Origin of the sequence: Salinivibrio sp. PR932 (genome assembly GCF_001996125.1) — a bacterium.
Lineage (GTDB): Bacteria > Pseudomonadota > Gammaproteobacteria > Enterobacterales > Vibrionaceae > Salinivibrio > Salinivibrio proteolyticus.
Map to the genome: position 1 here is coordinate 1 of NZ_MUFM01000029.1, position 12389 is coordinate 12389.

The window sequence follows — 12389 nt, forward strand, 5'->3', positions numbered from 1 at the left end:
TCCATGCACTATTTAGGTTTATTATGAAATCTATTGATTTAGTTTCACTCATTAAAACGATTACACTCAATTTTTTAATGAGTTTTATGTTATTAGGGTGTCAGTCAATCGCWTCAAAAGACCCAGAGTCTGCGAGTAATTCCGCTATTAATAACAACCAAGCCAGTAAAAGTGTGCCGCCTAAAGTACAGCATAAACACCTGAGGGAAGCGCTGCTTGCTGTTAGCCATCAAACGTATGCAGAAACACTTGATCAATGCCGCTATTTCCCAATGGGTTATTCGCCCTGTGAAGGCCCGGCTCGCTATATTGTTTACTCCATAAAAACGATGAGCCCAGCAGAACAAGCCAAGCTATTAAAGCAGGTTGAGGAATATAATCAGCTAGACCAATTTATTCAGGAGCTTCACCCAATTGCATCACACTGTCAGCCTAAGCCCGTGCCGCGCTTTTCACTGATCAATAATCAATGCCGTAACGCCAATCCGTTACTCAAACCACTACCGATGAGTGGCAGTAACCAAATGTGAAACCCGCATAAGACATCACCGCGACATGTAAGCGTTCCGGTAATATTGGTATTTCGCGCACAAGCATTACGCGAGTGGTTGTAAGAAGAGAACTGTAGATAGCAAAAAACCGCCACGAGGGCGGTTTTTTTTAAAATGGCGGTGAGAGAGGGATTCGAACCCTCGATACGTTGCCGTATACACGCTTTCCAGGCGTGCTCCTTCAGCCACTCGGACACCTCACCATATTGTTTTAGCGCTAAGAAGCTAAAGCCATCTGCGCTAACGGGGGTGTACTATAGTGAGTTGCCGCCTTGGGGTCAACCGGTTAAGCACCTTTATTGGTGCGAATGACTGCTTTCTCGCCACATCCACTTTAATTCTCTTATTCGCTGGAGAATTTGGAATGGAAAGACGTGGGAATCCATGATGTAACAACGCAAGCGAGAACGAAAACTGTTAAACTCCGACCATTAACGATAACAGCTGGCTGAGACTTGTAATGACTTTATCTGAATTTCTTGCCCAACATGCCGATAGCGACAAGCTATTGAATGAGATGCAAACCCGTGGCGTTGTTACCGCCATGGCTGCGGCCCCCCATGTGATTAGCCCCAGTGAGTGGCTGCCTGTGCTTTGGGGCGGTGCAGAACAAGCACCGTTTGAAAATCACGAGCAATTTGAAGACTACGCGAACCTGATTGTCGATATTTGGAATGAACAGCGCCAACAGCTGTTAGACAAACAATGGCACTGGCCAGAAGGTTGTGCTCTTGATGATGCAGAGATCGTCAACCAAGCAACACGTGATTTTGCCGAAGGCTTGCTCCAAGGCTGGAGTTTAACGCGTGATGATTGGGAAACCTTGATGCCGGAAAACACCGAAAGCAATGCCCTTCTCGGCGGTGTCGTGCTGTCAATCAGCTTGCTCTATGATCCAGAAACGGCGCTATCCACCATGGAAGCACAAGGCGCAGAAGAGTTAGCGCAATTTGAAGAAATATATAATGCGATGCCAATCATGTTATGTGGCCTTACACATCATGGTGCGACACTGGCGGAAGATCAGGAAGGAGCCTAGGTCCTGGACGACGGAATACAGAGCGCTTCGCTCACGGAGTACGGGAAGAGACGAGACGCATCGCTTCTAGAGACTAGAGACTAGAAAGAGCAAATCGTGCGCACATCGGGGCTTTTGCTCTTTCTGTATTCCGTCATCTTTTCCTAGGACCTAGGAACGGTGTTACCCTTTCATTTCCGCGGCAAAGTTAAGCATCCGATTAAGAGGGATCAACGCCTTGTCACGTAATGCTGCATCCACGTGGATTTCATGCTGTTTGCCACCGTTTTCGAGCGCGTTTTCTATCGCTTTCAAACCATTCATCGCCATCCATGGGCAATGGGCACAGCTTCGACAGGTCGCGCCCGCGCCGGCTGTGGGTGCTTCAACGAGCTCTTTTTCCGGCACCATTTGCTGCATTTTGTAGAAAATGCCTTTGTCGGTGGCCACAATCAGCTTTTTATTCGGCAAGGTTTGCGCCGCTTTAATCAGTTGACTGGTCGAGCCCACCGCATCGGCCATTTTCACCACGCTCGCCGGTGATTCCGGGTGAACCAAAATCGCCGCGTCTGGATAAAGGTGCTTCATTTTCTCAAGCGCTTGGGCCGAGAATTCATCATGCACCACACATTCACCCTGCCATAGCAGCATGTCAGCGCCGGTTTCTTTTTCAATATAAGCGCCAAGATGGCGGTCAGGACCCCAAATGATCGGCTTATCTTGGCTGTCTAAGTGTTCGACAATCTCCAACGCAATACTCGAGGTTACCACCCAATCGGCACGCGCCTTCACAGCGGCGGACGTATTGGCATAGACAACGACAGTGTGATCAGGGTGCGCATCACAAAACTTGGTGAACTCATCCGCCGGACAACCCAAGTCCAGTGAGCACTCCGCGTCCAGTGTAGGCATTAATACCGTTTTTTCGGGAGTCAGAATTTTGGCTGTTTCGCCCATAAAGCGAACGCCAGCCACAATTAAGGTTTTGGCTGGATGTTGATTACCAAAACGGGCCATTTCTAATGAGTCCGCCACGCATCCGCCTGTTTCTTCGGCGAGCGCTTGGATCTCTGGGTCCGTGTAATAGTGAGCGACCAGCACAGCATCTTTTTCTTTTAGCAGTTGTTTAATGCGTGCAACATGTTGTTTTTTCTCAGCGTCACTCAATGCCACAGGTTTCGGCGGAAAGGGATAAACCCTTTGCGACGTTTCAATCACTTGGCTCATGGGATTACTCATGCTTACTTCCAGTCCGGGTAGTATAACGTGAGTGGGGCTGGAGTCCTAGAGCGCAGGTTTTAGAGCCTAGATCTTGGGTCCTAGATCTTGGGACCTAGGATCCTAGGTCCTAGGTTCTAGGTTCTAGGTTCTAGGTTCTAGACGACAGATTACGGAATACGGAAAAAGCATATCGTGCCAGATTTTGCTTTTCCCGTAATCCTTAAGCGAAGCGCTCTGTATTCCCACTCCCGAATACAGATGACTGAATACAGAGTACAGAAAAGAGCAAAAGGACAATGCGCGCACGAGTTGCCTTTTCCCGTATTCTGTAAGCGAAGCGCTCTGTATTCATTTTCCTAGGATCCTAGGCCCTAGGATCCTAGGACCTTATTGCCTACATCGCATTTTTCGCTTGTTTAGCGCTGGTAGAATCCGGATAAGTATCAATGACTTGTTGGAAATACTGGTTGGCTTGCGCTGTGTTGCCCTTCTTCTGAGCAATTAAACCCAGTTTGAGTAAGGCATCGGCGCGTTTATTGGAATCTTTAAACTGGCTTACGGCAGTAAATTCCTTGCTCGCCTGCTCAAAGTCACGCTTGGAGAAGAAAAGCTGGCCCAGCCAGTAATGGGCATTGGCGGTGTAGACAGACTCTGGGTATTTTTGCAAAAACGCATTAAACGCTTTGGTCGCCCCTTGGTAGTCTTTCTCTTTTAAGATCAGATTCACGGCTGCTTCATACGCCGCGTTTTCAGTTTGATCGCTGGTGTAGTTCACTGATGGGTTTTCATCAGTGGATTTTGTTTCTTTAGGCGCTGCGGATTTCGCCGTGCGCAGATCATCGATTTCTCGATAGAGGTCCCGTTGACGCTCAACCACTTGTTGAATGTCGTAGCTATTTCGTTCAACGTTACCGCGTAAATTGCTTAATTCTTGCGCCATTTGATCAAGTTGACGCTGCATATCGAGCTGCATTTGATTACGCGCTTGCAGCATGCGCTCTAGGCGCTCAATGGCGGTGCCACCTGACCCTACTTCTGTCACCGGAGCAGGTGCGGCAGCCACTGGGGCTGCCACACTCACCAGTAACGCCAGCGCGAGAGCTCGCACAGAGTTACTGTTCATTGTCATACCTTTTATCCATCACCTAAAGGGAGGATTAGTAAACCAATACTGCGCGACGGTTTTTCGCGTACGCGTCTTCGCTTTGGCCAAGAACTAATGGTTTCTCTTCACCGTAGCTTACGATTGAGATCTGGCTTGCAGGAACGCCCAGTGCTTGTAGGTACTTAGATACCGCTTCTGCACGGCGCTCGCCCAGCGCGATGTTGTACTCAGGGGTACCACGCTCATCTGCGTGACCTTCAACCACAACTTCCATTGCTGGGTTGTTACGCAGGTAAGTCGCGTGCGCATCCAGCATGTCTTCGTATTGTGGCAGAACTGACGAATCGTCAAAGTTGAAGTAAACGGTTTGCGACTGACGTAGCTCTTGGTTGCGGATTTCTTGCTCTGTCATTGAGCCTTGACCGTCAACCGGAGAGACGACGGTGGTGCCGTTTTGATTGGTTGATTGGCCCGCACCGCTGCCCGTTGCGCTGTCGCTTGAGCTACAAGCGGCCAAGGTAAACATCGGCAGTGCCACCGCCAGACCTTTTAGTACTTTATTGATTTGCATTCTATTTTCCTTTTCTAGAAAGTTAGCGCACGTTGTTTAAAATTAAAAACTTATAAGTAAGGTGACCAGGCTGGTGCACGCACGCGCCCGTTGGTTGCCGGAAGCCGCGCTTTAAAGCGACCGTCTACAGAGACAAGCGACAACACGTTTTTACGTCCATATACCGAGCTGTAAATCACCATGCTGCCATTTGGCGCAATACTTGGCGACTCATCCAACAAGGTTTTGGTCAGAATTTGCACCGCCCCGCTGTTTAAGTCTTGCTTGGCAATGTTATATCCCGACGCTGACTGGTTCACCATAATCAAGAAGCGACCGTCTGGCGTGAGTTGCCCGCCCATATTTTGGTTGCCCTGCCAAGTGATACGTCTGCTGGTCCCGTCGGCTAAATTTACGCGATAAATCTGAGGTTTGCCACCCCGGTCAGAGGTGTAGATGAGCGAGTTCCCATCTGGATCCCAAAATGGCTCAGTGCTGTTAGCGCGGCCGTGCGTAATTTGAGTGAGCTTCTTGGTTTTAAGGTCGAAGGTATACACCTGCAGGCTACCGGTTTTCGAGAGCACCAATGCCAATTGGCTGCCATCTGGAGAAAAACGCGGAGACCCATTGTGGCGCGGATACGAAGAAATCTTTTCACGCTCACCGGTGTAGATATCCATGATAAAGATTTCCGCTTGGCCGTTTTCAAAGCTCACGTAGGCTAATTGGCGACCATCTGGAGACCATGCTGGTGACATCAGAGGCTGCTTTGAACGCAACACCAATCGCTCGTTAAATCCATCGTAATCCGATAAACGCAGCTGATACGGATAATCAGCATCCTCGTCAATTACGACATACGCGATACGCGTGAGGAAAGCACCTTTTTCGCCGGTCAGCTTTTCATAGACAATATTTGAAATACGATGCGCATAACGGCGTAAATCGCTGGCTTTCACAGTTGCGCGGTTATTCACCAATAAATGATCGTCGGTTTTGACCAGCTGGCCGTCCGCGCCCAATCCTTTACTTTCTCCGCCGGTGAGTTGACCACGGACGATATCAATCAACTGATAATCAATTTGATAGCGGCCATCAGCGGTTGGCGTGATGGTGCCAGTTAGTACTGAATCCACACCCAACGCAGTCCAAGCGTTATAGTCGACATCACTGTCGCGATAAGGGGTTTGCGGCATTTCGCTAACCGATAACGGGTTAAACTTACCACTACGGCGTAAATCTGAACCAACTACGCCCGACACGTCTTCCGGTAATTCACCTTGCCCTTTCCACTGAAAGGGGATCACCCCAATGGGACGGGCTGAGTTTACCCCTTCAGTGATCACTAACTTGAGTGCTGCGTGTGCAGGTTGCGTGGCTAAAAGCAGGCAGGCAAATAGCATGACCATCAACGCCATACCGCGCGTTCGGGCGCGCTGCCATATGGCTTGACTAGATCTATTTGTCATCGTATTTGTGCCACCAGCTAGGCTCACTTCCATCATGTCTTTTTCCTGTCAATTAGTTAGGTCTAACCGTTAACTCAATCTCACGCAGTTTGGCAATAATGTCGCCATCATCTGGCATGGGAAACTGAGATACAGATACCACCGCGGTTTTAGTTGCGCGACATAAGCGTGTATTGCCCGCTTTTTCTTTTACGTCCAAAAGCAGACCGGTTGGCGAAAGGCGCATATTTACCACACACTCTTGTCCCGTAAATCCGTCGTCAACAAGCAGGCGTTGCTGGATCATTTGGGTAAAAATGGCGCCATAACGCGCCACTTCATCTTGGATAAATTGTCCGCGTGCGCTTTGCCGCTGACTGGCCTCAGATTCAAGGCCAGAGAACAAATCGTTCAAGGCCGCCTCTTGCTCTTGCTGTCGGCGTTTTGCCTCTTCGGCTTTTCGCTCTGCTTCTTGGCGCGCTTGCTCCGCTTTGCGGGCTTCCTCTTCCGCTTTTTTACGCTCTGCTAGCTTGCGTTGGCGCTCTGCCTCTGCTTTTTTCGCTGCCTCTTCCGCCTTGCGTTGTTCCGCCAGTTTTTGCTGACGTGCTTTTTCTGCCTGCTTCGCGGCTAATTCAGCCTGACGTTTTTCTTCCAGCTTACGTTGACGTTCGCGCTCTGCTTGTTGGGCTTTTTCACGCGCTATGCGCGCTTGCTCCTCTGCTTGGGCTTTTTGCTCGGCAAGACGTTTTTTCTCTTCACGTGCTTGGCGCTCAGCCTCAAGCTTTTGCCGTTTCACCTCGCGTAAGCGCTGCTCTTCTTGTTCACGCTGTTGTTCAAGACGCTGCGCTTGCTGCTCTAGTCGCTTAAGTCGTTCCGCTTCTTCTTGCTTGGCTTGGGCACGCTGTTGGCGGATCTTCTGTGCTTGAGCATTGACTACCGCGGGGTCAATCACAGTCGCATCAATCGTACTCCCCGCTTTCGGGGTTGGCGTAGCTGTTTTTCCAAAGTCCGCGCCAACGAGAAGAACAATCACGAGCACAAGGTGGAGCGCGGCAGATATCGCCAGCGCAGGCGCTAACGAGTCTTTTTTAGGGGTGGCTTTCTTTGTTTCGCTCATTGCTTTTCCCTATGACTCATAAGGTTCAGTCATCAGACCTACCGATGACACACCGGCCTGATTGAGCGCATCGAGCGTTAAGATAATTTCCGAGTAAGGCACGCGGCCATCACCTCCCACTAAGACCGGAGAATTAGGATTAAGCTGCAGCTCGGCTTTTACGCGTACCAAGGTGTCTTGCAAACTTAAGCCACGAACCATGTCGCCATTATTCACACTCAAGCCTAGTTGGCCGTCCTTATCCACTTCAACAATGATAAACGCACCGCTGTCTTCTTCTTTGGCTAGCTCTGCGGCGGTTTTCGCTTCCGCCGTTTTGGGCAGCTCAACATCCACCCCTTGCGTTACAAAGGGGGCCGTCACCATAAAGATAATCAACAGCACCAGCATCACATCAATGTATGGCACCACATTGATTTCTGCCGTCATTTTGCGTCGTTTCGGTTGGTACGCCATGGATTACTCCTGGGTTGCCGCAAACGCTTGACGGTGCAAGATGCTTGAAAACTCTTCCATAAAGTTCATGTAATTGTGTTCAAGCTTGGAGACTTTCGCAGTCAGTCGGTTATAGGCCATCACCGCAGGGATCGCGGCAAACAGACCCATGGCGGTTGCTACCAAGGCTTCGGCAATACCTGGGGCAACCATAGCAAGTGTGGCTTGTTTAACCGCGCCCAAGGCAATAAATGCGTGCATGATGCCCCACACAGTCCCGAACAGGCCGATATAAGGGCTGATCGAGCCCACGGTCGCAAGGAAAGGCAAGTGCGTTTCGAGCTCTTCGACTTCTTTAGAAAGCGACACGCGCATGGCACGCGCAGTGCCTTCCATAACCGCCTCCGGAACTTTGCCATTGCTGCGGTGCAAACGGGCAAATTCTTTAAAGCCTGAATAAAAGATTTTCTCACTCCCCGTCAGGGCGTCTTTTCGTGCTTGCACTTCTTGGAAAAGCTGAGAAAGGTCAATTCCCGACCAAAATCGGTCTTCAAAGCGTTCTGCTTTACCAAAAGCCTGCTGCATGACTTTAGAGCGTTTGATAATCATCGCCCACGACACCACTGACATACCCAGCAATATCAACATCACTCCCTTAACAAGCAGGCTTGCTTGCAAAAACAGGTCGAGAATGGAAAGTTCAGCGGTCACGTAATATCTCCGATTTTATCTGTGTTGGAATCGATTTGGGTTTCATCACTGTTGGGTCGACACAGGCTATCTTAACCGTCGCCGCACACAATGTTTGTTGCTCAGAATTCACCAAAGTTTGACAAAACGTCAAGGTCGCTCGCCCGATGCCTGACACTGTGGTGACAACCTCGAGGGCATCGTCTAATCGTGCCCCACGTTGAAAGTCGATATCCATATGGCGAACAACAAAAGCGATATTGTCGTCAAAGAGTGTGTGTTGATTGACACCCACTTCGCGCAGCAGTTCAGTGCGCGCACGCTCAAAATACTTGAGGTAGTTGGCGTGGTAAACGACCCCACCCGCGTCGGTGTCTTCGTAATAAATGCGAATCGGCCAGCGAAACGGCACAGATCCTGTCATTTCTTTACCCATTGTCGCTTAGAGATAGGCAAATACTATACCTAAGTTGTTTACGCATAGAAATGCTCGCACGATACGAGCCTCGGATTCTGAACAATTCTTACCAAGAGAAGTGATATGCCCCAAAGTTTCGCGCTTTTTCGGCACTTAAATGCAGAAAAAAGCACCACTTGGGTGCTTTTGTCATTTGGATGTCACTTTACGCACCTTGACGCCGATGCCACGTTTGCTTAAGCGTATGTAGAACGCTATTTAACGCATCAGCCATACCCAAAGCAGCATCATGCTCACAAGCCACCCCAAAGGCGGCCACGTTAGCCACTGGCTCCAGCGACCTTGGGCGCAAAAGCCCACCGCATGAATAACGCCAATGCAGGTTGCATATAGCAATCCCAACCCGATGAGCACATTAAAGCCCCCCATCTGCGTGGCAAGCGCTTGAGGGTGCCACATCACTTGACCGCCCCAGAACAAGGCTGAGGCAAGTGACAGCAGGCGCCAAGGGCCGGGAAAAGCCCGCCCCTTTGGTGCGTGAGTGTGATCACTCATTGTCTTTATCCATCGCCTCAGTATGTTCAAGCCACAGGGCATTGATAATACCGAACGCGCAAGCCAGCAGGACGCCGAGAATCCAAGTGAAATACCACATATGCAGGCTCCTTAATCAGTACAGTGAGTGTTTGTTGTCTTCAATAAACTTGGCATCTAAGCGACCAAACATTTTGATGTAACACCACAGGGTGTAACACAAAATCAAAGGAACAAAGATACACGCCACCACCGTCATAATAGACAGGGTCAGTTCGCTTGAGGTGGCGTCCCAAAGGGTCAAGCTATGGCCTGGGAAGGTGCTTGATGGCATCACGAAGGGGAACATTGCAATGCCTGCCGTTAGGATCACCCCGGCAATGGTCAGGCTTGAAAACAGGAACGCCCAACCACCGCGTTCAACGCGCGATGCAATCAGCGCCAACAGCGGCATCAGCGCACCAGCTATCGGTGCAAGCCACAAGATTGGCATGGCTTGATAGTTTTGCATCCACGCACCACTTTGTACCGCAACCTCTTTAATCAATGGGTTGGATTGGGCTTGTTTAGCAATCTCGCCCACAATCACGTAGCCATCGATGTGTTGGATCCAAAAACCAGCAAGTACAAACAAAACCGTGGTTGCCAACGCACTGATTTGCGCGACAACACGTGCACGCTCATGCAGTGCATCTGTGGTCTTCATTTGCAGCCACGTCGCCCCTTGCAACACAATCATGCCTAAGCTCACTAGGCCACACACCAAAGCAAACGGGTTAAGCAGTGCAAAGAAGCTGCCCGTGTACGTTGGGATCAACAGATCGCTGAGCTGGAAAGGCACGCCTTGCAGCAGGTTACCAAATGCCACCCCGAAGATAATCGGTGGCACAAACCCACCCGCAAATAGGCCCCAATCCCACAGCGTCCGCCAGCGGGTGTCTTCAATCTTGGAACGATAATCAAACCCAACTGGACGGAAGAACAATGCCGCCAAAGTGATGATCATCGCGACATAAAAGCCCGAAAACGAAGTTGCATAGACCAAAGGCCAAGCGGCAAACAGCGCGCCCCCTGCGGTAATCAACCACACTTGGTTTCCGTCCCAGTGCGGCGCCACCGAGTTAATCATCACACGACGTTCACTGTCGGTTTTACCGATCACCGTGAGTAGCGCGCCGACGCCCATATCAAAGCCGTCCGTTACGGCGAAACCAATCAGTAGCACCCCGATGAGGACCCACCAGATCAGCCGTAAAATTTCATAATCAAACATGCTGTCTCTCCTTATGCTTCAATCTGACGGCTAAAGTCCGCTTCTCGGTTGCCTTGCTGCTCAAAGTGATAGCGTCCTGTTTTTAGGCTACTTGGCCCTAGGCGCGCAAATTTGAACATCAGATAAAGCTCTGCCACCAGGAACAAGCTGTATAAGGTACAGATAGCGATCATCGAGAAAATGATATCGCCTGCAGCCAGGTTTGAAGCTGCCATGTGCACAGGTAAGATCTCACCCACCGCCCAAGGCTGACGGCCATATTCGGCAACAAACCAGCCAGCTTCGCAGGCAATCCAAGGAAGTGGGATACCGATCATCGCCAGTTTTAGTAGCCATGGTTTCTCACCAATACGCTGACGGGTGGTTTGCCAGAAGCTCATGCCGAAGATAAACAACATCGCAAAGCCACAGGCCACCATAATGCGGAAGCTCCAGAATAAAGGCGCAACATGTGGAATCGAGTCTTGCGCGGCTTGCTGGATCTGGGTTTCCGTCGCATCTACGACTTTATCGGTATAGGGTTTTAGCAGTAGCCCATAGCCAAGATCGCCTTTCACTTCATTGAAGGCTGCGATGTTCTCTGGTGTTTTCTCACCGCCACGTAATTTTTCAAGTAATGCATAAGCTTCCATACCATTACGAATACGCAGCTCGTGTTCAGTCACCAAATCGCGCAGACCTGTCACTTCTTTATCTAGCGAGCGGGTGGCGATAATGCCCATCACATAAGGAATTTTAATCGCATAGTCAGTATGCATGGTTTCTTGATTCGGCAGGCCGAGTACTGTGAACGCCGCCGGCGCTTCTTCGGTATGCCACTCCGCTTCAATGGCGGCCAACTTCACTTTTTGTACATCGCCAAGCTCGTAGCCAGATTCATCACCCAGCACAATCACTGACAAGATAGCCGCCATACCAAACGACGCGGCAATCGCAAACGAGCGGCGAGCAAACGCCAAGTCACGCCCTTTTAGCAGATAGTAAGCACTGATGCCCAATACGAACATCGCCCCGGTGGTGTAGCCAGCCGCGACTGTGTGAACAAACTTCACTTGAGCGACAGGGTTAAAGACCACCTCGGCAAAGCTAACCATTTCCATACGCATGGTTTCAAAATTGAACTCAGCGCCGACTGGGTTTTGCATCCAACCGTTAGCCACCAAGATCCAAAGCGCAGAAAAGTTTGAGCCTAAGGCCACCAGCCAAGTCACCATCAGGTGCTGGCGCTTACTGAGCCGGTCCCAACCAAAGAAGAATAGGCCCACAAAAGTGGATTCAAGGAAGAAAGCCATCAGTCCTTCAATGGCAAGTGGGGCCCCAAAAATATCTCCTACATAGTGGGAGTAGTACGCCCAGTTGGTACCAAATTGAAACTCCATGGTGAGGCCTGTTGCCACACCGAGCGCAAAGTTAATACCAAACAATTTGCCCCAAAACTTGGTCATGTCTTTGTAGATTTGCTTGTCGGTCATCACGTACAGGGATTCCATGATGGCCAGCAAAAATGCCATGCCGAGTGTTAAGGGAACAAACAGGAAGTGATACATCGCGGTCAGCGCAAACTGCAGCCGCGATAAATCGACGATATCGGTAATCATGGTCACTCCTTCACACCGTTTCTCGGTGCCGATACGAGGTATCGTTCGTTTTTCTTTCTCACCCTGCGCGCAGTTGTCACCACTGCTGACGCGGGGAAAGCCACACACACTTTCTCAATAACCGCTCGCTTGTTACACGCTTGAAACGTTAACGTTGCCTTATAGTTAAAATAAATCTAATTAAGCTATTTCTAATGTTAGACGCACAATGTGTTGTCGTTAACTTTGTCGTTATCGGTTTGTCGAGCAAGCTGCAAAACCAGCATGCCAATGACGATAATTTATAAAAATGTGATTAACCACAAAGAAAAGCGATGATGATGGCGCAGCCTTTGAAGCTAGCTCTCACTCACGCGATGCGACTGACACGGGCAGTTGTCGCCACAATACGGGGTCACGTGCTACATAACCTTAATCTAGATCAAAAAACC

The 12389-nt window shown here is 49.9% G+C and carries 14 protein-coding genes and 1 tRNA gene; 2 read left to right on the forward strand and 13 right to left on the reverse strand.

Features of this window, described 5'->3' with window-relative positions:
• Positions 1–530: hypothetical protein (locus BZG84_RS12670; protein WP_077678285.1), on the forward strand; the 530-nt coding region annotated here is incomplete at its 5' end.
• Between the two features lie 136 nt (positions 531–666).
• Here BZG84_RS12670 and BZG84_RS12675 read toward each other — a convergent pair.
• Positions 667–754, reverse strand: a tRNA-Ser gene (locus BZG84_RS12675).
• Positions 755–1011: 257 nt separating this feature from the next.
• Here BZG84_RS12675 and BZG84_RS12680 point away from each other — a divergent pair.
• On the forward strand, positions 1012–1590 hold the full coding sequence (locus tag BZG84_RS12680) for a UPF0149 family protein (RefSeq protein WP_077480363.1): 579 nt from the start codon (positions 1012–1014) through the stop codon (positions 1588–1590).
• Between the two features lie 162 nt (positions 1591–1752).
• Here BZG84_RS12680 and nadA read toward each other — a convergent pair whose 3' ends face one another.
• From nadA to cydA, 12 genes are all read right to left on the reverse strand, one after another.
• The gene (gene nadA, locus BZG84_RS12685; protein WP_077678286.1) at positions 1753–2796 is read right to left on the reverse strand and encodes a quinolinate synthase NadA; all 1044 of its coding nucleotides are present in this window, start codon (positions 2794–2796) and stop codon (positions 1753–1755) included.
• Positions 2797–3184: 388 nt separating this feature from the next.
• On the reverse strand, positions 3185–3913 hold the full coding sequence (gene ybgF, locus BZG84_RS12690; protein ID WP_077480361.1) for a tol-pal system protein YbgF: 729 nt from the start codon (positions 3911–3913) through the stop codon (positions 3185–3187).
• A gap of 34 nt (positions 3914–3947) precedes the next feature.
• A complete protein-coding gene (gene pal / locus BZG84_RS12695) occupies positions 3948–4466 on the reverse strand; it encodes a peptidoglycan-associated lipoprotein Pal (RefSeq protein WP_077455413.1) in 519 nt (172 codons plus the stop codon).
• Positions 4467–4516: 50 nt separating this feature from the next.
• Positions 4517–5863: a Tol-Pal system beta propeller repeat protein TolB gene (tolB, locus tag BZG84_RS12700; protein WP_077678300.1), complete on the reverse strand. Its 1347-nt coding sequence runs from the start codon at positions 5861–5863 to the stop codon at positions 4517–4519.
• A 103-nt stretch (positions 5864–5966) separates the two neighbouring features.
• Entirely contained in the window at positions 5967–7010 is a 1044-nt protein-coding gene (tolA, locus tag BZG84_RS12705) for a cell envelope integrity protein TolA (RefSeq protein WP_077678287.1), read from the reverse strand.
• 9 nt (positions 7011–7019) lie between these two features.
• Positions 7020–7466: a protein TolR gene (gene tolR, locus BZG84_RS12710; RefSeq protein ID WP_069591075.1), complete on the reverse strand. Its 447-nt coding sequence runs from the start codon at positions 7464–7466 to the stop codon at positions 7020–7022.
• Between the two features lie 3 nt (positions 7467–7469).
• Positions 7470–8156 carry a protein TolQ gene (gene tolQ / locus BZG84_RS12715; protein ID WP_069591074.1) on the reverse strand — a complete coding sequence of 229 codons (687 nt, stop codon included), beginning with the start codon at positions 8154–8156 and terminating at the stop codon, positions 7470–7472.
• Entirely contained in the window at positions 8146–8559 is a 414-nt protein-coding gene (gene ybgC / locus BZG84_RS12720; protein WP_077480368.1) for a tol-pal system-associated acyl-CoA thioesterase, read from the reverse strand. Before ybgC ends, tolQ begins: the two co-directional genes overlap by 11 nt.
• Before the next feature lie 252 nt (positions 8560–8811).
• A complete protein-coding gene (locus BZG84_RS12725; protein WP_158011497.1) occupies positions 8812–9108 on the reverse strand; it encodes a cyd operon YbgE family protein in 297 nt (98 codons plus the stop codon).
• Entirely contained in the window at positions 9101–9208 is a 108-nt protein-coding gene (cydX, locus tag BZG84_RS12730) for a cytochrome bd-I oxidase subunit CydX (protein WP_069591070.1), read from the reverse strand. Before cydX ends, BZG84_RS12725 begins: the two co-directional genes overlap by 8 nt.
• 15 nt (positions 9209–9223) lie before the next feature.
• Positions 9224–10360, reverse strand: a complete 1137-nt coding sequence (cydB, locus tag BZG84_RS12735; protein WP_077678289.1) for a cytochrome d ubiquinol oxidase subunit II — start codon at positions 10358–10360, stop codon at positions 9224–9226.
• Between the two features lie 11 nt (positions 10361–10371).
• Complete coding sequence (gene cydA, locus BZG84_RS12740; protein ID WP_198532181.1) at positions 10372–11955, reverse strand: cytochrome ubiquinol oxidase subunit I; 1584 nt, start codon at positions 11953–11955, stop codon at positions 10372–10374.
• Positions 11956–12389: the final 434 nt, after the last annotated feature.

Coding starts and splice junctions, on each gene's coding strand:
- BZG84_RS12680 (WP_077480363.1), top strand. CDS start 1,012: ATGACTTTATCTGAATTTCTTGCCCAACATGCCGATAGCGACAAGCTA.
- nadA (WP_077678286.1), bottom strand. CDS start 2,796: ATGAGCCAAGTGATTGAAACGTCGCAAAGGGTTTATCCCTTTCCGCCG.
- ybgF (WP_077480361.1), bottom strand. CDS start 3,913: ATGAACAGTAACTCTGTGCGAGCTCTCGCGCTGGCGTTACTGGTGAGT.
- pal (WP_077455413.1), bottom strand. CDS start 4,466: ATGCAAATCAATAAAGTACTAAAAGGTCTGGCGGTGGCACTGCCGATG.
- tolB (WP_077678300.1), bottom strand. CDS start 5,863: ATGGCGTTGATGGTCATGCTATTTGCCTGCCTGCTTTTAGCCACGCAA.
- tolA (WP_077678287.1), bottom strand. CDS start 7,010: ATGAGCGAAACAAAGAAAGCCACCCCTAAAAAAGACTCGTTAGCGCCT.
- tolR (WP_069591075.1), bottom strand. CDS start 7,466: ATGGCGTACCAACCGAAACGACGCAAAATGACGGCAGAAATCAATGTG.
- ybgC (WP_077480368.1), bottom strand. CDS start 8,559: ATGACAGGATCTGTGCCGTTTCGCTGGCCGATTCGCATTTATTACGAA.
- BZG84_RS12725 (WP_158011497.1), bottom strand. CDS start 9,108: ATGAGTGATCACACTCACGCACCAAAGGGGCGGGCTTTTCCCGGCCCT.
- cydX (WP_069591070.1), bottom strand. CDS start 9,208: ATGTGGTATTTCACTTGGATTCTCGGCGTCCTGCTGGCTTGCGCGTTC.
- cydB (WP_077678289.1), bottom strand. CDS start 10,360: ATGTTTGATTATGAAATTTTACGGCTGATCTGGTGGGTCCTCATCGGG.